General features: G+C 54.7%; 21 protein-coding genes and 2 tRNA genes. 1 reads left to right on the top strand and 22 read right to left on the bottom strand.

All coding sequences use genetic code 11. The features are described 5' to 3' along the window. Window positions 1-18: 18 nt before the first annotated feature. The 10 genes from MCACP_RS00670 to MCACP_RS00625 form a co-directional block, all read right to left on the bottom strand. Window positions 19-1689, bottom strand: a complete 1671-nt coding sequence (locus MCACP_RS00670) for a formate--tetrahydrofolate ligase (RefSeq protein ID WP_406678642.1) — start codon at window positions 1687-1689, stop codon at window positions 19-21. Window positions 1690-1919: 230 nt separating this feature from the next. Next, window positions 1920-2270 (bottom strand): hypothetical protein, encoded by a 351-nt coding sequence (locus tag MCACP_RS00665; protein ID WP_406677489.1) that lies wholly within the window; start codon window positions 2268-2270, stop codon window positions 1920-1922. Between the two features lie 36 nt (window positions 2271-2306). After that, window positions 2307-2816 carry a transcription repressor NadR gene (locus MCACP_RS00660; RefSeq protein WP_406677488.1) on the bottom strand — a complete coding sequence of 170 codons (510 nt, stop codon included), beginning with the start codon at window positions 2814-2816 and terminating at the stop codon, window positions 2307-2309. Window positions 2817-2851: 35 nt separating this feature from the next. Continuing rightward, the gene (gene ndk, locus MCACP_RS00655) at window positions 2852-3280 is read right to left on the bottom strand and encodes a nucleoside-diphosphate kinase (RefSeq protein WP_406678641.1); all 429 of its coding nucleotides are present in this window, start codon (window positions 3278-3280) and stop codon (window positions 2852-2854) included. After that, entirely contained in the window at window positions 3280-5244 is a 1965-nt protein-coding gene (gene ftsH / locus MCACP_RS00650) for an ATP-dependent zinc metalloprotease FtsH (protein ID WP_406677487.1), read from the bottom strand. Before ftsH ends, ndk begins: the two co-directional genes overlap by 1 nt. A 94-nt stretch (window positions 5245-5338) precedes the next feature. Next, window positions 5339-6703, bottom strand: a complete 1365-nt coding sequence (gene tilS, locus MCACP_RS00645) for a tRNA lysidine(34) synthetase TilS (RefSeq protein WP_406677486.1) — start codon at window positions 6701-6703, stop codon at window positions 5339-5341. 97 nt (window positions 6704-6800) lie between these two features. Further along, entirely contained in the window at window positions 6801-8843 is a 2043-nt protein-coding gene (locus tag MCACP_RS00640) for a SpoIIE family protein phosphatase (RefSeq protein WP_406677485.1), read from the bottom strand. Window positions 8844-8984: 141 nt separating this feature from the next. Next, window positions 8985-9059, bottom strand: a tRNA-Glu gene (locus MCACP_RS00635). A gap of 11 nt (window positions 9060-9070) precedes the next feature. Further along, window positions 9071-9147 (bottom strand) — tRNA-Met (locus MCACP_RS00630). Window positions 9148-9199: 52 nt separating this feature from the next. After that, window positions 9200-9631: a DMT family transporter gene (locus MCACP_RS00625; protein WP_406677484.1), complete on the bottom strand. Its 432-nt coding sequence runs from the start codon at window positions 9629-9631 to the stop codon at window positions 9200-9202. A gap of 223 nt (window positions 9632-9854) precedes the next feature. Here MCACP_RS00625 and MCACP_RS00620 point away from each other — a divergent pair, with 223 nt between their 5' ends. Next, window positions 9855-10796 (top strand): L,D-transpeptidase family protein, encoded by a 942-nt coding sequence (locus MCACP_RS00620; protein ID WP_406677483.1) that lies wholly within the window; start codon window positions 9855-9857, stop codon window positions 10794-10796. Here MCACP_RS00620 and MCACP_RS00615 read toward each other — a convergent pair. The 12 genes from MCACP_RS00615 to spoVT all read right to left on the bottom strand — a co-directional run bounded on the left by MCACP_RS00615 (window position 10750) and on the right by spoVT (window position 17925). Continuing rightward, window positions 10750-11151 carry a hypothetical protein gene (locus tag MCACP_RS00615; RefSeq protein WP_406677482.1) on the bottom strand — a complete coding sequence of 134 codons (402 nt, stop codon included), beginning with the start codon at window positions 11149-11151 and terminating at the stop codon, window positions 10750-10752. The two genes, MCACP_RS00620 and MCACP_RS00615, sit on opposite strands and share 47 nt — an antisense overlap. 64 nt (window positions 11152-11215) lie before the next feature. Continuing rightward, window positions 11216-12055 carry a Ppx/GppA family phosphatase gene (locus MCACP_RS00610; protein ID WP_406677481.1) on the bottom strand — a complete coding sequence of 280 codons (840 nt, stop codon included), beginning with the start codon at window positions 12053-12055 and terminating at the stop codon, window positions 11216-11218. Between the two features lie 134 nt (window positions 12056-12189). Beyond that, window positions 12190-12588: a S1 RNA-binding domain-containing protein gene (locus MCACP_RS00605; RefSeq protein WP_406677480.1), complete on the bottom strand. Its 399-nt coding sequence runs from the start codon at window positions 12586-12588 to the stop codon at window positions 12190-12192. Window positions 12589-12669: 81 nt separating this feature from the next. Then, window positions 12670-13014 (bottom strand): FtsB family cell division protein, encoded by a 345-nt coding sequence (locus MCACP_RS00600; RefSeq protein WP_406677479.1) that lies wholly within the window; start codon window positions 13012-13014, stop codon window positions 12670-12672. After that, window positions 13007-13231 (bottom strand): RNA polymerase sigma factor, encoded by a 225-nt coding sequence (locus MCACP_RS00595; RefSeq protein WP_406677478.1) that lies wholly within the window; start codon window positions 13229-13231, stop codon window positions 13007-13009. The genes MCACP_RS00600 and MCACP_RS00595 overlap by 8 nt, the downstream gene beginning before the upstream one ends. A gap of 108 nt (window positions 13232-13339) precedes the next feature. Then, a complete protein-coding gene (gene yabQ, locus MCACP_RS00590; protein ID WP_406677477.1) occupies window positions 13340-13801 on the bottom strand; it encodes a spore cortex biosynthesis protein YabQ in 462 nt (153 codons plus the stop codon). Then, on the bottom strand, window positions 13798-14064 hold the full coding sequence (gene yabP, locus MCACP_RS00585) for a sporulation protein YabP (protein ID WP_406677476.1): 267 nt from the start codon (window positions 14062-14064) through the stop codon (window positions 13798-13800). Before yabP ends, yabQ begins: the two co-directional genes overlap by 4 nt. 68 nt (window positions 14065-14132) lie before the next feature. Beyond that, window positions 14133-15062: a SpoIID/LytB domain-containing protein gene (locus MCACP_RS00580; RefSeq protein WP_406677475.1), complete on the bottom strand. Its 930-nt coding sequence runs from the start codon at window positions 15060-15062 to the stop codon at window positions 14133-14135. 87 nt (window positions 15063-15149) lie between these two features. Then, window positions 15150-15419, bottom strand: a complete 270-nt coding sequence (locus tag MCACP_RS00575; RefSeq protein ID WP_406677474.1) for an RNA-binding S4 domain-containing protein — start codon at window positions 15417-15419, stop codon at window positions 15150-15152. Window positions 15420-15471: 52 nt separating this feature from the next. Then, window positions 15472-15747 (bottom strand): HU family DNA-binding protein, encoded by a 276-nt coding sequence (locus MCACP_RS00570; RefSeq protein WP_406677473.1) that lies wholly within the window; start codon window positions 15745-15747, stop codon window positions 15472-15474. Between the two features lie 71 nt (window positions 15748-15818). After that, window positions 15819-17291 (bottom strand): nucleoside triphosphate pyrophosphohydrolase, encoded by a 1473-nt coding sequence (mazG, locus tag MCACP_RS00565; protein WP_406677472.1) that lies wholly within the window; start codon window positions 17289-17291, stop codon window positions 15819-15821. Window positions 17292-17373: 82 nt separating this feature from the next. Then, complete coding sequence (spoVT, locus tag MCACP_RS00560; protein ID WP_141263662.1) at window positions 17374-17925, bottom strand: stage V sporulation protein T; 552 nt, start codon at window positions 17923-17925, stop codon at window positions 17374-17376. Between the last annotated feature and the right edge of the window lie 83 nt (window positions 17926-18008).

Below are 18008 nucleotides of genomic sequence, written 5' to 3'. Positions count from 1 at the left end.
AGCAAAGGTACTATTGCTTTAGAACAGCCCGGTGATAACGCCGTCGGCATCGATATCAATATTGCAGGCTGCCGGACGCTTGGGCAGACCGGGCATGGTCATAATGGTACCCGTAATGGGGACGATAAAGCCGGCTCCGGCTGAGAGCCTTACCTCGCGGACGGTAATGGTAAAGTTCCGCGGCCGTCCCAGCTTGGTCATGTCGTCAGAGAAGGAGTACTGGGTCTTGGCCATTACCACCGGCAGGTTGCCGTAACCCATGGCTTCAAAACGCTCGATGGCCTTGTCGGCATCAGCTGTGTAATTAACGCCATCGGCGCCGTAAATCTCCGTGGCAATTTTATTAATCTTTTCTTTAATGCTGAGGTCCAATTCATAGAGGGGATGGAAGTTGGAAGGTTTTGTTTCAATGGTCTTGAGAACTTTTTGGGCCAGTTCAATGCCGCCGGCGCCACCCTTTGCCCAAACTTCGGACAGGGCCACTTCGGCTCCAGCTTTATTGCACAGGTCATAGAGGAGATTTAATTCAGCTTCCGTGTCGGTGGGGAAGGCGTTAATGGCCACCACGGCCGGCACGCCGAATTTGCCGACGTTTTCAATATGCTTCTCCAGGTTTTCAAAACCCTGGCGCAGGGCTGCCAGGTTTTCCGCAGCCAGTTCCGATTTCGGTACGCCGCCGTGCATTTTTAGAGCGCGGACGGTAGCGACAATGACGGTAGCGTCCGGTTTTAGCCCGGCATAACGGCACTTGATATTATAAAACTTCTCCGCTCCCAGGTCGGCGCCGAAACCGGCCTCGGTTACCACATAGTCAGCCAGCTTCAGGGCCGTCTTGGTAGCGATTATGCTGTTGCAACCGTGGGCAATATTGGCAAAGGGACCGCCGTGGACGAAGGCGGGGGTGTTCTCCAGGGTCTGGACCAGATTGGGCTTGATGGCGTCCTTCATCAGCAGGGCCATGGAACCATGGGCTTCCAGGTCACCGGCAGTTACAGGCTTGCCGTCATAGGTATAACCCACGACAATCCGGCGGAAACGCTCCTTCAAATCCATGAGGTCGCTGGCCAAGCACAGGCAGGCCATGACTTCCGAGGCTACCGAGATATCAAAACCGGTCTCCCGGGGCACACCGTTGGCTTTGCCACCCAGGCCGATAACGATATTGCGTAGGGCGCGGTCATTAAGGTCAATAACCCTCCGCCAGGTAACAGTCCGGGGATCGATGTTTAAAGTGTTGCCCTGCTGCAGATGGTTGTCAACCATGGCCGCCAGGAGGTTATGGGCATAGGTAACGGCATGAATATCACCGGTAAAGTGCAGGTTAATGTCTTCCATGGGTACAACCTGGGCATAACCGCCACCGGCAGCCCCACCTTTGATGCCGAAGCTGGGACCCAAAGAGGGCTCCCGCAGGCAAACCATAACCTTTTTTCCCAGACGGGCCAGGGCGTCTGTGAGACCGACACTGGTGGTCGTTTTACCTTCACCGGCAGGTGTGGGGGTAATGGCCGTGACCAGAATGAGCTTGCCATCGGGTTTATTTTTGAGCCGGCGGTAGACATCAAGGGAGATTTTGGCCTTGTATTTACCGTATAGCTCCACTTCATCTTCCTCAATGTTCAGGGCCCGGGCCAGCTCCATAACGGGTTTCATTTTGGCCGCCTGGGCGATTTCAATATCGCTGGGTATGTTGGCCAATTTGAACACTCCTTTCAATTCAAAAAAATGTACATCCACCCGGGTGGATATTAGTGAAATTCTACACAAAGTCCAAATTTCCTGCTGACCCAGCTACTTTATTTGAGTTCTAACCCCCTCACCCTGTCCCTGCCGGACTATCATTCCTAATTATACACGTTTCTTTGCAAAAAACAAACAATTAATTTTTGTGCTTCATAACAGCAGAAAAAGCAAATATCTTAACCTTTTGCGTTCTCACCAGGTTCGGGTGCAACAATGACTGGAGGGCTGTCAAGAAGTAAAGCCTGCCTCGCTACTTCCAAGATGGCTTCCCCGGGAGCAGGGCCTAAAACGCCCCTGCTTATCTGAACGTTAAAGGTCCTGGCAGCTGCACGGACCGTTTCCAGGACCCGCAGCAGGGGAAAGGCCTGCCAGTCCAGAACGTGGACTACCACGGCGGTTTCCCGGCCGGCTTCCTGCCCCCTGGCAGCTATTGCTCCCCCTCCTTTCTGGTTCAGGACCCGGGCCAGGTGGTAGGCCACCCGGACGTCGTCGGTACTGAGATAAAGGGTATAGTCCAGGACCTTCATTCCTCCTCACCATCCTTTTGCGCCCATCCCTCAATACTATTCGAGAAGAAAACCTTCCCTGGCAAGGTTGCTGGCAATTATATCTAAAATATCTTCCCTTGCTGCTTCCACGGCATGCAGGTGCACGCCACTGCCCGTAAGGGTATACAGGGGCCGCGCCCCGCTGGCCTTTAAATCAGCGACAAATTTCTGGACGTCATAACGGGAGGCGAGCATCAAGTAACCGCGGATTTCCCCGTACAGTGGGTGTTCTACCACGACATCAATTACCTTTCCCCCGCAATCGACTATAATCTGCAATTCCCGCTCCAGGCCGGCCAGGTCATGCTGGCAGGCAAAGATACGCCGGAAGCGGGTATCCGCACCCGGAAGGAGATAGCCCTGGGGGGTGGCCAGGATATTGTTGCCTGCCGCCCGCAATACGGCCACATCCTGGACAATAACCTGGCGGCTGACGCCAAGGAGGGCGGCCAGCTCGGTACCTTTGCGGGGCTGGTTGTTATCTAAAAGTTCGAGGATCCTCTGCCGGCGTTCACTGGCTTTCATAAACCTTATTTGCCTCCACTAAAGCAAAAGGCCGGTTACCCGGCCTGCTCTCCCCCCAGCTCGCCGGGGGTAAAAAAAAGGGCTATTTCCCGTGCCGCACTGGCCGGGGAATCCGAACCATGAATAACATTCTTGCTCACCTCAAGGGCATAGTCGCCGCGGATGGTACCGGGAACAGCATCTTTAGGATTGGTTGGGCCCATCATCTGCCGTAAGCCGGCAATAACACCGGGTCCCTCTAAAACCATGGCCACCACCGGACCCGAGGTGATGTGGTTGATAAGTTCCTGGTAAAAGGGTTTGCCCTGGTGCTCGGCATAATGCCTGGCGGCCAGTTCCGGCGTTAGCCGCAGCATTTTCAGAGCCACAATCCGGTAGCCTTTAAGCTCAAACCTGCTGATAATAGCCCCGATGAGGCCCCGTTCCACCCCTTCGGGTTTAATCATGGCAAAGGTGCGTTCCACTACCATACTCCTTTCAAACAATGGAGATAAGTTAATTTAATGGGCAGGTCCTTATGGGAACCCTCGCCTGTGGTGCCTTCGGTTCCTGCCCCGCCGGTCGCCGCCGGCTGCTGGTTTTCCTTTGGCAGGTTCTCTTGCTTGTTACCTTCCGGGTCGCGCTCCCGGTTATAGGCTTCAATAATCGCTGTAAATTCTTCGGCTTCGAGGGTTTCCTTTTCCATTAAGGCCCTGGCTACCAGGTGCAGTTCGGCCATATGCTTTTGGAGGAGTTCTTTGGCCCGGTTGTAGCATTCATCAATGATGCGGCGGGCTTCCTTGTCGATGGAAAAGGCTACTGCTTCGCTATAATTACGGTCCCGGGCTATATCCCGGCCCAAAAAGACGGTTTCCTGCTTGCGGCCGAAGGTCAGGGGGCCCAGCTCATCGGACATACCAAACTCGGTAATCATTTTGCGCACCAGTTCTGTGGCCCGTTCCAGGTCATTCTGGGCTCCCGTACTGACTTCCTTCAACACCAGGGCTTCGGCAACCCGCCCTCCCAGGAGCATGGTCACCTGGTCCAGGATCTGGGACTTGGTCATATAGCGGCGATCTTCCTTGGGTAAAAGCAGGGTGTAACCACCAGCCCGCCCGCGGGGGATAATAGAGACTTTATGCAGGGGATCGGTATGGGGCAGGTAATGGCCCAGGAGGGCGTGCCCGGCTTCATGGAAGGCTACCAATCTTTTTTCATAATCGCTGATAACCCTCGATTTTTTCTCCGGGCCGGCTATAACCCTCTCAATGGAATCCTCCATCTCTTCCATACCGATCTTGCGCTTGCCGCGCCGGGCAGCCAGTAAGGCTGCTTCGTTGACCAGGTTGGCCAGGTCGGCACCGGTAAAGCCCGGCGTCCGCCGCGCCAGGACATCAAGGTCCACGGTATCATCCAGGGGTTTACCGCGAACATGGACTTTTAAAATCTCTTTCCGTCCTACTACATCGGGTACATCAACCACTATCTGGCGGTCAAAACGCCCCGGTCGTAGCAAAGCCGGGTCCAGAATATCGGGCCGGTTGGTGGCCGCGATGATAATGATCCCTTCGTTGGCATTAAAGCCGTCCATTTCTACCAGTAACTGGTTCAAAGTTTGTTCCCGCTCATCGTGACCGCCGCCCAGACCGGCGCCCCGCTGACGACCCACGGCATCAATCTCATCAATAAAGACAATACATGGTGAATTCTTTTTGGCCTGCTCAAAGAGATCCCGTACCCGGGAAGCACCCACGCCAACAAACATTTCTACAAAATCAGAACCGCTGATGCTGAAGAAGGGTACCCCTGCTTCCCCGGCAACGGCCCGGGCCAGCAAAGTTTTCCCTGTCCCGGGGGGACCGTAAAGAAGGACGCCCTTGGGGATCCTCGCCCCCAGTTCATTAAACTTGCGGGGATTTTTGAGAAACTCTACGACTTCTTCTAATTCCTCTTTAGCTTCATCGGCGCCGGCAACGTCGCTAAAGGTGACCTTGCGTTTTTCTTCCGTATGCAACCGCGCCCGGCTCTTGCCGAACTGCATCACCCGCGAGCCGCCCCCCTGGGTCTGCTGCATCATAAAGAATACCAGTCCCACCAGGAGGAGAATCGGCAGCAAACTTCCCAGTAAATTCGTCCACCAGGGCGGTTGCGGCGGTAACTGGGCTTTGACAGCGACACCTTTCCCGGTAAGCCTATCGATCAGGTTGGCCGCCGCAGGTGCGTTGACTGTAAACCGAGTATTATTTTTCAACAGCCCATCAATTTTAATAATACTATCATGGGGTGTTAAAGTAACTTCCTGAACCTGACCCTGATCTACTGCCTGGTAAAAGCGAGTTAAATCCCACTCTTCCACAGCCCGCTCTGTTGGCGTCGATAACCTGATAATGGAAACGGCCAGTAATACAATCAGTAGATATACGGCCAGGTTCTTAAAAATTCGATTCAACGGGTCACCCTCCTCTTACCCCGCCCTGCATCTTATAGCTATATATTGTAGCATACGGTAAATATGATTGCAATTTAAGTTTTAACTTTAATTTTTATGGCCAGGGTTCCAGTTTTAAATGCAGGGCCAGGCGGGTCGCCGGCGTAATTTTAAAATCTTCGGCCAGGCGTAAACCGGCTACCCATGCAATACGCCGGCCGCTTATAATTAAGGGCACCAGGCGGCGCCTGGCTGCCGGTAAATGAATGTCGCTAAAAAAATCCTGGAGTTTCTTGTTGCCGGTAAGACCCAGGGGCCGGAAATAATCCCCGGGTTGCCAGTTACGTACCACCAGGGGTTTTTCTATTTTTTCCCAGTCCAGCCAGGCCTCATCTTCCCCGCCTTTAAAGGCGGAAGGCGGCTCGGCCAGCTCGGCGCGGATAGCCCGACCCAGTTCCGGTAAGGGCGTTAACCCCGGTACCTGCAGCGGGTAGGAAAAAGTTACGGCCTGCGGCTTCTCTGCCGGTACCAGCAGAATTAACTCCGTCCCCCTGGTCTCTACCCGTAAATGCCCCGGCCAGGTAATGGTGCCACCCCGGAAAGCCATTTCCCTGGCCCTTTCCACCTGGTCGAAGCTCACCTTTCTCCCCAGGTAGGCAGCCGCCAGGCGTAAAACGCGGCGCTGGATTCCCGGGGGCAGGTATACCCATTTTTCCCGGTCCAAGGCCAGGCAGCCGGGCTCCTGGCGTGTTTTTACCCTGGCAAAGGCTTCTTCTGCCAGATTAGCCAGGATCTCTTCCTCCTCCTGCAGGATCACGGCGGTCCGGCTTAAGGTTTCGACAATGGCCGGGTTAAATTCCCGGGCCAGGAAGGGCAATAACTGGTGCCGGATTTTATTACGCCGCAAAGTGATGTCCCGGTTGGTAAAGTCCTGGCGGGGTTCCAGGCCCTGCCGGCTACAGTAGTCCTCTATTTCCGCCCGGGAAATAAAAAGCAACGGCCTGATAATCTGGCCGCGCTGGGGCAGCATGGCTTTAAGCCCTGTCAGGCCGCTCCCCCGCAGGAGGTTTAATAAAACTGTCTCGGCCTGATCATCGGCCTGGTGGCCAACGGCAATTTTCCCGGCCCCGACCGCAGCAGCCACTTCCCGGAGAAAGCGGTAACGTACTTCCCGGGCTGCTTCCTCCAGGGATAGGCGGTGCTCCCGCTGGTAAGCCGCCACATCCCGGCTCTCTATTGTTACCGGCAGGCCCCATCTCAAGGCCAGGTTACGAACGTATTCGGCATCGGCAGCCGCCTCCGGACGTAACCCGTGGTTTAAATGGGCGACATGCAGGGTATGGCCAAATTCCTCCTGTAACGCCCGCAGGCTGTGCAACAGCGCCAGGGAATCCGGCCCCCCGGAAACCCCCACCACTACTTTATCCCCTGGTATCAGGAGACCGTATCGCCGTACTGTCTGCCGGACCCTGTCCAGCATAAAGGTCCACCCTCAAAGGTCATCATATCGCCTTTATTTCGGCATGTCGGGCCTTTTTCCTGCTTCATCTGGTGAGTTTTTCCTTAATTAAAATACATTATACGCCCGTCCTTTCTACCCTCGCTACCATGATGGTCATATCATCCCGGGGCTTGCCATCGACGAGAGCCCGCGCCTGTTTTAACAGACGGTCGGCTATTTCCTGGGGACGGGCATCGCCTACCCGCTGTAAAGCTTTAGCCAGCCATCTTTCCTTTTCGTTTATGTCCCGGTGGGCTTCCAGGATACCATCGCTGACCATGACCAGTAAATCGCCTTCCTGCAGCTCTTCGCGCATGGGTTCCACCTGCAGGTCTTCCAGAATCCCTGCCGGCAAAGAGTGGCTGCTCAAGGTTTTGACCAGGCCATCCCGCTGGATAAAGGTAGGACAGGCTCCCAGCTTATAAAATTCAGCCGTACCAGTATGGCAATTGATTAAAGCCAGGTCGCACGTCGTAAAGCTCTCTTTGGGTGTTCTTAACAGAAGGATCATATTAACGGTCCGCAGGGTCTTTTCCGGAGTAAAGCCGGCCGCCAGCAGGTCGCGCACCAGTTCGAGGGCGGTGGCACTTATTTCAGCAGCCTCCCGCCCGGCGCCCATTCCGTCTCCCAGGACCAGCAGTTGCCTCCCGGGTTCCAGGTCGGCTACCAAACAGGCGTCGCCAGAAACATCTGCCTTGTAGCGGGGCGTAGCCGCCGTCCCAACGGTAAGTTGCCACCGCGGCAATTCCTTTCCTGCCCCTTCCCCGGCCCCTGTTTTGGTCTCCCCGTTAACCAGTATTGCCGCCAGGGTTTCAAAGGTGGCCGCCAGCCAGCTATTCAGGCTGTTTTCTGCTGGAAGTACCTGCATTTTGCTGGCCTCGCTTGTCAACGCCGCCAGGAGTTCCCGGCAACGGCTGCAACGTGAGGCCAACCATTCAGGGATATCGGCTGTTGTCAGGCAGCCATGGCTTCCCTTTTGTAATAATTCCTGCAGCAAAGTTACCATTTGCACGCCTTCCAGTTCCCAGCATACCTTGCCGGCCGGGCAACCGCGGCAGATGGTGCGGGCTACCTGGCGCACGGTAACCTCGGGACTTTCCTTAAAACCGGTAAATTTAAGGCTCCGCGCCAGGCCTTTTAAGGCCGTCCTTAACGCCTCCTGCCGTCCATGGCTCTCTTGAAGCGCTGGCATACTAACCGGTGCGGTAAAAAATCTCTGCAGGTTATTGATCAGAAAAGAGGGCGTGGCTACCAGGGCCAGGGCGACCAGCCCCCCTTCCTTCAAAGCTTCCAGAACGTTTTCCTGCCCAAGGAAATAGTTGGCTAAAAGCAGGTGGGCCAGAAGGAAGCCGCTGATAACCCCCGCCTTGCCCAGGCTTTTCAGAGAACCGGCAATTAAACCGGCAAAGGCGAGAAGCCCCGCCAGGGCCGGCGTGACCAGCTGGGAGAGGCTGGGCAAAAAGCCGACTGCCGCCCCGGCCGCCGCTCCGGCTCCCGGCCCGCCCGCCAGGGACACCAGCAAGATAATATAGCGGCTAATCACGCCCTGCAGGGAAAGGTTAAAAAGACGCCATCCCTGCAGACCCAGGAGTACCCCCACGAAAAAGAGACCTCCACCCAGGAGGCGCTCTTCCTGCCGCGTTGTCGTGGTGGCATGGAGAAAAGCGAGGCTTAATCCCCAGGCCAGGAGGGCTTCAAAGATTACCTGGACCCAGCCATAAAAGGAAGGCTGCCAGAGAGTAAGGCTCAATCCCCTCACCAGGATAATGGTCACCGGTGCCAGGGTGCCCTGGGTTAAGATACTGCCCCGACGTAAAGAAGGATAAAGGCTAAAAATTAGCCCCAGCAATAAAAAAAGGAGCAGGCGGCTGTAGGCCGGCGCAGGGCTGCTGAACCAGATGCCGGCCATGCTGATCAAGACCGCCGGCCAGAGGAGGCGCGGCCGCCGCACAGCGGCGGTAATAACCGACGCCGGGCCAAAGGGGAATAGTTCCTCGAGCAAAGCCCCCCGTGCCAGGAAAAATACGGCCACCAGGAAAAGAATGTCGAGGCCCAGGCGGGTTGCTGCCGTAAGTTCAATTTCCCGCCGGTAAGGATGAACTTCGGGTTGGCCGGACATAAAACCACCGCCTTTACCATTACCTGGCAACTATTATACGTCCTTTTACGCTAAAATCTTGTCATCTTCAGGCAACGGTGGCGGACAATCTTTCGACAAAAACCCGATAAAAAAACCACCCTTTCTTTCGGGTGGTTTTACTGGTGGCCCGTACGGGATTCGAACCCGTGTTACCGGCTTGAAAGACCGGTGTCTTAACCCCTTGACTAACGGGCCAGAGCATAAATTGGTAGCGGTGGTAGGATTCGAACCTACGACACTGCGGGTATGAACCGCATGCTCTGACCAGCTGAGCTACACCGCCATGCAGAAGATATTATGCCGGAATCTTATCCTTTTGTCAAGGGGTAGGCGGCTCAATTCAGCATCAGCCTGGCGCCGGCAGCCAGGAGTACCAGTCCTGCGGCCTTCCACCAGGTAAAGGGCATTTTATCCATGCCAAATAACCCAAAGTGATCAATTAGCAGAGCAGTAGATACCTGGCCGACAATAATAGCCGTAGTGGCCAGGGCTACGCCTACCCTGGGGATGCTGGCCACTACTCCGTAAGTTATCAGAACACCGATAAGGCCCCCCAGCCAGAGGTACCAGGGGCAGTGGAGCAGCTTACTCAAACTACCGTCGCTTAAAGGGGTAAAAAGCAGGATAATCACTGTCAGGGTGGCCGTTAGGTGGACAACCAGGGTAGCCTGCAGTAGACCAATAATTTTTCCCAGGGCCGAATTGAGGGAGCCCTGAAAGGCCATAGCTATCCCTGAAACCAGTGCCATTAAAAGCGCCAACCACATAAAATAACCTTCCCTGTTTTTTATTTTATTCCCTGATTAATGTACCCCTAACCCCGGCCGGCTAAACCCCAGTGCAAGTTATCAAGGGGAAGGCTGTAAAGGAAAACGGTTCTGGGAAATACTATATTAAGCGGCTGTCGCCTTAAAAGATTGCGCTAGCTGATGGGGCGATAACCTTACTCTAGGAATACGCTACTGTGAGGGAGATACATTGCAACACAGGTTGTCCTGGCTCCTGGTTTTCCAGGTCATCTTTATCTTTATAATGCTAACGGTGGCGCCGGTAACGGCTTGGGCCCACAAACCCTGCCCATGCTCCAACGAAGAGCGGTTGTTAAAGCTCACCCAGCCCCCCATGCAAGGGCCGGACGTCAGCAGCCTCCAACTGCGCCTGGCCCAGCTGGGTTATTACATCGGCCCCCTGAGCGGCGTTTATGACAGTGCCACCAACCGGGCTGTCGTTAACTTCCAGAAAGACCGGGGGTTAACCCCTCTGGGTCAGGTGGGTCCGGCAACCTGGTCGGCCCTGGCCCGGGGTGCCGCAAACTCCAGCAACGTTTCCAGGACGGCCCCGCCACCGAGTAAAAACCTTAAAGTTATCGTTGATACCGATCGCCTGGTCCTTACCATCTTGGTGGAGGGCCAGGTCTTCCGCCAGTACCCCGTGGCCATCGGTAAATATACCAGCCCTTCGCCAGTCGGGGAGTGGAAAATAACCGATAAAGCCTATGAAGCCGGCGGCGCCTTTGGTACCCGCTGGATGGGCCTCAATGTCCCGTGGGGCAACTACGGCATCCATGGGACCAATCATCCCTGGTCCATCGGCTGGGCGGCCTCGTCGGGTTGCTTTCGCATGTATAATGAAGATATTGAAGAAATATATCCCTGGCTACCTGTAGGTACTCCGGTAATCGTCAAAGGACCCTACGTCCCGCCAGCCGGTCCCCTGAAGCCGGGTTCGGGTTCACCAGAAGTAGTAACCCTGCAGGCCAGGCTGCGGGAAAAAGGGTTTTACCTTTTTGGTCCTGCCGACGGCGACTACGGTCTAATGACGGAACTGGCCGTCAAAGAATTTCAGCTCCACCACGGCTTAAAGGCCACCGGAGTGGCTGATATAGCTACTTTAAGGGCCCTCGGCTTTGCAGTTCCCGATGCCAGACCTTGATGATACCCGCCACCGCCCGGCGGGCATTAGCTTCCAGGCGAGCCAGCTCATCAGGAACGGCTCTATCTATGTGTACCCCGGCAACTACCACCACCGGCGCGTTCAAACCGGCCGCGAGCTGCGCTGCCGCCGGGCGGGCCAGTTCATCATCCTTATGGCCCAGGAGGGTTAATACCGAAGTGGTGGCACTTATGCAGTTATCTTTTAAGCTCGGCCGCGGTAAGCCCAGGGCCACGGCACCCACATGGGGCCTGACACCACCCATGAGGTGGGCTATATAGCCCTCCCCGGTAGCGAAAACCCGGCAAAATATGCGATACCGGCCCCTGCCGGCTACATAAGTAAAGGACTGCAAATAACCTCTACCTCCCCTTAAATTAAGCAAATCTATATGGGTTAATCTTTATGATAAACTAATATCATGTCAGCTGCTCCCCTCGAGACCGGGCGAGCAGTAAACCCCACAGGAGATCGGCCTCACTAACTACCACGCCCCTTGCAACCAGTCCGGTGAGGATAATTTCCACGATGGTCACGCCAGCGACAATAATGTCAGCCCGTTCCGGCTGCAGGCCGGGAAGTTTCCGTCTCTCTGCCAGGGGCATGACCGCAAGACGCCGGTGCCAGCTTTGCACCTGTTCAGTAGTTAAGAACATACCGTGAACCAGCTCCGGTTGATAGCGCTCCAGGCCCAGCTCTAACGCGGCAACGGTAGTTATGGTGCCACCCGTTCCAATAATTTGTCCCGGCCGTACTTTTCCTGCCCGGGTAAGAGCGGGGGCAAGCATATTCTCCATAGCCGCCCTTGACATGGCCGTCTCCGTAGCCCGTACGGCACCTACCTTAACGCTCACCAGCTGCAGCCGGCCTTCATCCTGCCAACTGAGTTCGGTACTGCCGCCGCCGATATCAATTACCAGTGGATTGGCGACGGGCCCCTTGAAGCCTGCCAGGGCGCCCTGGTAAGCCAGGCGGGCTTCTGTATGGCCGTCGATAATGATTAAGTCCAGGCCGGCCTTCCCGCTCACACCGGCTCGCAATAGTTCCGGGTTACGGGCCTCCCGGGCGGCACTGGTGGCAACGCATACTACGTCCCGGGGCCGGTAGTCCCGGGCCAGGGCGGCAAGCTCGGCGACGGCTGCCACCGTCCTCTGAACGGCTGCCTCCTGCAACCACCCGTTTACTGCTCCGGCCAGCAGCCTGGTGCTGCGCAGTGCGGTCCGCAGGGGGTGTACGGAGGAACCCTGCACCTCGCCCACCAACAGGCGAACGGAGTTAGAACCTATATCCAGCGCTGCATAGCATGTCATTTTAGATCACCTGCAAAATAAAGGGCACCCATAGGTGCCCGCATGGATTGTCTCATAAATAAAATTTAAGATTAAGATAAAGTCTAAAAACCCCGTGCGCCCCGGCCGCCACGTTTGGCTTCCGTATGCCGCTTTAAATCCTGTAAACGCTCGTCGCTTTCCTTCAGGAAACGGGCCAACTTGTCCTCAAAGGAAGCTGACGCAGCAGCCCGTCCGCGGCGGTGCCCGCGCCGGTTTTCATCATAATTGGGATCAGCCCGCTTAATGGAAAGCCCAATTTTGCCATTTTCGTCAATGTTGATGACTTTAACCTTTACCCGGTCCTTTTCCTTAATAAAATCCTTTACATCCTTCACATAGGTGTCAGCCACCTCAGAAATATGGACCAGACCAGTGAGCCCACCGGGTAATTCTACAAAGGCACCGAATTTGGTGATCCCGCTGACCACTCCTTCCACTACGGTGCCCACGGCAATGGACATACGAATATTATTCCTCCTGTTATTAAAGTCAACCCCATTATATGCAATAGTTAAGAAATTTGTCAATAACCTGGAGGAATTTTAATCGCGAAATTGCTGCCCCGGACGAGGAGGAATATAGGGTCGTACCTGGCCGGGTACCGCCGGTACAATTACTGTTTCCCCGGGTTTTATCAGGCCCAGTTCTTCCCTGGCCATACGTTCAATGTAACTATCATTATTGAGATCTTTAATCTGCTCATGGAGGCGGCTGCTTTCGGCCATTAAAACTGCTTTCTGTTCCTGGCAAGCCTTAATTTGGAGGTTGGTCTGGTACAGTGCCAGGCCCAAACGAATAAAGGAGTACAAAAGGTAGACTGCCAGGAGGCCCGCTACAAGGCCCGGCCAATAAAAACGCTTTTTGGGAAATCGCACTACCTTACCCATCTTCTTCACCTGCAAATATGCTTAAGGAATCACCGGGCAGAACGATTACTACCTGGTAGCCTTTGGTCCGGGCCCGGTGGTAAAGGGTGGCTACGCTGCTGGTACTCAAATTCAAGCGGCGCGCCACTTCCTCGTTGCTGAGGCCCATCTCTTTCAAAGCCACTACCTGGCGTTCCCGGAAACTCAGCTTTTCTGCTCCGCGAATTTCAATCTGCACGCCATTTTCCCCACGTTTGTCCACAAGTTATGCACAACTTGTGGACAAATATTGGACAGATTTATATTTCGCTCTTCTGGGAAAAAATCCTCCCGGTGGAAAAAATAATTACGGTGGAGGACCACCAGGGTGATGGCGGCGCAGGATAAGTTTCAAGGCTGCCAAAGGAAACCCTATCCACCTAAAAAACAGCCGCCCTGGAATAATAACAATAAAAAATGTCTGTCTTATAAAATGGCGGCCAGCGGCCATCATCCTTGCCAGGAGACGCCCGCCCGTGTATAACCGGCGGCGCGTTCCCCGGCTTAAGAAACAGGCATAGAGAGCGATCCCCAGCCCCAGGGCCAGGAAAACATAGGCCCGTATCTCACCCCAGTTAATTAACATCAACAAAATAAAGGTTAAAACGGTAAAAATTAGCCAGAACAGGGCATCCCCTAAATGGGTGCGCAAAGGTTCCGGCCGCCAGAAATAGCGGCCGACGCGGTAACAATCAAAGGTGAAAGCCAGCAGTAGCCCTGCCCCGCACAGGGCCAGAAATATCTGCCACTGCTCCAGTACAGGGATCATTTAAGCAGGCGCTGGAGCAAGCCCTTACCCCTGGCGCCCTTTCCCTCGCTGTAGCAAAAGTTATTTACAGTACCGCTGGCCTCGAGATTACCAGTCTCCAAGTTCAAATTGCTGATATTAAAATCTTTGCCCTTTACGGAGAGAAGCCCCATGGTTGTTTCCAGCAGTATTTCTTCTTCATCGTAATTCAGAACATGGAGGACACCGCTGATAACGAGTTTTTGCCGGTTGATAACGGTGAGCTGGTGCTGCCCGTCGGCCATAACGCTATCCCCCCTCCTTTATTTTTATGATGGAGTAGGGTAAAAAAGTAATAAAAATAGCTGGCCGGCTACCAGGCCTTGACCAGCTCCACGTCTTTAAAAAAGTATTTAATAATCTCCTGGGGCGATTTGCCCTGTTCGGCCAGGGCTTTAGCTCCCCACTGACTCATACCCACGCCGTGGCCGTAGCCCTCGCCCTTGAAGGTTACCCGCCCATCGCCGGCGGTTATACCTGTCAGCATGGTTGAACGCAGGCGGTCATTGCCCAGGGCAAGGCGCAGGGCCGGGGCATCGACAGTTAACTTTCCGACCTTTATCTGGGTAGCCCGGCCGGAAGGGCCTTTGGCAGCAATACTTACCGATGTAATAGGTCCGGGGTCCTGGCCGGTAACTTTTCTTACTGCCGCTGCCACTTCGGCAGTACTGAAGGTCGCCGTCCAGCTTTTATTCTCCGGCGTGGTAATGGCCATCCCCGGGTCGGGAACACTCTGGATGTAAGGTGCCGGTTCTTGATGGAAATTTAACCCTTCTACGGCTGAAGCAGCCGTCCTGGAGCCGCCGGAAGCATAAAACCAGGCATTGATATAGTTCCCCTTATATTTTATTACCTGGCCGCGAGTCATTTCTACCGCCCGGCGGACACTATCGTTTACCCTGGCAGGGTCGTAAGCCTGGAACTCCTCCACGCTGGTGGAGGCATCGGTCCCGTGGGCCTTGACACCGCCCTCCTGGATCTTTTTCATGGTAAAAGTCCGGGCGATTATTGCCTGGGCCGCCAGGGCGTTCAGGGGCCAGGTGGGCTCCATTTCTGCCGCTACTACGCCGGGCAGGTATTCTTCTATTTTCAGCCTTTTAACCTCGCCGGTCTGGTTAACGTAAAGGGAGATGGTGGGTTCTTCGGCGGCAGGTCGCCTGGCCGGTGCCCGGCAACCTGCCAAAAAGTGGCTTAAGAATAATAGCCCGATTATACCTGCTATAACTTTAAGCCTTAACGCCATGTCTGCTCCTGCCTTTCAGGTTTTACCTTAGTATAAGCAGGAAGCATCCATGGTTATGCATCCAGGTGTACATATGCCGGAGGGCATTTAGGGCTCGCCGGTCTCCAGTTTGCCTTCAGCCAGGACCCGGTAAGTTTCTTTGGCCCGGTCGGCGGCTATACTTTCCGGTGTGGCCAGCACTTCTACCGTCTGCCAGCGGTTGCCAAGCTTTAAAGTTATTATGTCGCCGGGTTTTACCTCTGTGCCGGCCTTGGCCGGCCGGCGGTTGACTTCTACCCCGCCGCCGTCACACACTTCCTTGGCCAAAGTCCGCCTTTTGATTAACCGGGAGACTTTTAGGAACTTATCCAGGCGCATGATGGACCTCCAAACAGAAAATCAGGCTTAATGCCTGATTTCCCTCACCGCTTTATTTGGCCACAGCTTCTTTCAAAGCCTTGCCGGGTTTGAAAACCGGCACCCGCGTGGCCGCAATTTTGATTTCCTCGCCGGTCCGGGGGTTACGCCCTACCCGGGCGGCCCTTTCCTTGATCTCAAAGGTTCCAAAGCCGACAAGCTGAACCTTGTCGCCCTGGGCCAGGGCTTCTTCGATGCTGGCCAGCACAGCGCTGACTACCTTTTCAGCTTCTTTTTTAGTCAGATCGGTTTTTTCTGCCACGCTGGCAACTAAATCCACTTTATTCAATTGTTATCCCTCCTGCTTATCGGTTATGCCCTTGCTCACATTTATTCGCTATAATCCAACAATCTCCTGCATTAACTATTGTTTTCCTTGATTTTTTTTGCTTCTTCCCACAAAGCATCCATCTCAGCCAGGGAAAGCCCTTCAATATCCAGTCCTTTTTGCCGGGCCCTCCTCTCGATATACTGAAAACGTTGCATAAATTTAGCAACAGTGGCCTGCAAAGCAGCTTCTGGCTCCACCCCGAGCCAGCGGGCCAGGTTCACCAGGGCAAAAAGCACATCTCCCATTTCAGCGGCCTGTTTCTGGTGTTTTTCACTGGCCACTGCGTCTCTTAATTCTTCCAGCTCTTCCTCTACTTTGGCCCATACACCAGTCACGTCATTCCAGTCAAAACCCACCCGGGCCGCCTGCTCCTGGATTTTCAGGGCCTTCATGAGGGCCGGCAGGCCCCTGGGTACGCTTAATACGGAAGGTTCTCCTTCCCCGCTGCTTTTCTTTTCGGCTGCTTTAATTTTATCCCAGCGAGCCAGCACCTCACCGGCTGTATTTAAAATAACGGTACCAAAAACATGGGGATGGCGGCGGCGCATCTTGGCACAGATGTTTTCCAGGCAGTCGGCCAGGGTAAAATCGCCGGTTTCCTCAGCCAGCCGGGCATGGAAGACTACCTGTAGCAGTAAGTCTCCCAACTCCTCACACAGTTTATGCATATCGCCGCTATCAATGGCTTCCAGCACTTCATAGGTTTCTTCAACAAGGTAACGCTTAAGAGACTGGTGGCTCTGTTCCCGGTCCCAGGGGCAACCTCCTTCGCCGCGAAGCCGGGCCATAATATCTTTGAGCCCCGCCAGGGTCCGATCCCGCCCCCCCGGATAGGGGGGCAGGTAAATGCTGGTGAGGTGATCAATCCAGGGCAGGCGGTCGATGGCATAGAGTGGTACCGTTGCCACCTGTTCTTCCCCGGGCAGGCCGGCGCCACGGACCACCGTCACTGGATATTCATCCGGATAAAGGCCCATAAGGGTCAATTTGGTGTCGGAGGCTATCCGCTGGTTGTAAACCTGGGTAACTATAAGTCCCAGGCCGGGATCCAACCCATCTACCGTCAAAGTCAGGGCATCGGTAACAGTTAAGCCCCGGGTGGGGTCCAGGTGCAGGGTGGTATACAGGGCGTCCAGGCAGCTCATGGCCGGTATTACCCGGGTATCTACCCCGGCTGCGGGGGCAGCTTCCAGAAGCAGGGTTACACTCCTTTCGGCCACCATAGGATGACCCGGTACGACGTAGGCCAGCTCTTTGTCCCTGGCCTCCTGAAGCAAGGTAGTAACTATCTGCTGGTAAAGTTCCTCAAAATCATCCGCCTGATCATAATAGCTATCAAAGGTTTCCCACTGCAATCCCCGCTCTTCTAAAGCCGCTACTGCCGGGTGCCGCGCCGTCCGCAGATATATCTTGTCTACACCCCGCAGGGCCTCCAGGACCGCCGGCGGTACCTGGGCCGGGTCACCAGGTCCCATGCCGGCGATAATAACCTTGCCTGCCATTTATCTCTCCCCACAGGTAAAGTATACCGTTTTATTGTACCACAACACCCGGACAAAAAGAAAGCGGCGTCTGGGCGCCGCACTATTGCTCCATTTGTTTGGCCAGGAAACCTGCCGCCGTCTCGGCCAGCTTTAGCTCCATATCCCCCATTTTCACGCCCGGCTCCCGGGAACAGATAATTACCGCCCCGATGGGATCACCCTCGGCAATTATGGGAGCAATCACTTCGGCCGTAAATTTATAGGCCTCTCCTTCCCCGTCAATGGGGAACCATTCTTCCGTTGGGGAGTTAATCAGCACAGGTTTGCGATCTTCCATAACCTTTTCTACTGCTGGCCCAATGGGTTTATCCAGAAATTCCTTTTTGGGGGCACCGGCCACCGCAATAATGTTGTCCCGGTCAGCAATACAGGCTATATGCCCGATAGCTTCATGGAGCGAATCTGCGTATTCCTTGGCAAAGTCTCCAAGCTCACCAATGGGCGAATATTTTTTTAAAATTACCTCGCCTTCGCGGTCAACGAAGATTTCCAGTGGATCGCCTTCGCGAATCCGCAGGGTGCGCCTGATTTCCTTGGGTATTACCACGCGTCCTAGATCGTCAATGCGCCGTACAATGCCTGTTGCTTTCACTGCTGTCTATCCCCCCTTTACCCTTTTCCGGGTAACCCTTTCAAGGATTAGCTTTCACTGTTAGTATATAATCCACGCGGATG

This window comes from Neomoorella carbonis, assembly GCF_045278715.1.
GTDB lineage: Bacteria > Bacillota > DSM-521 > Neomoorellales > Neomoorellaceae > Neomoorella > Neomoorella carbonis.
The sequence above is the reverse complement of the archived record's forward strand: the minus strand, read 5'-3'. Positions and strand labels throughout refer to the sequence as shown.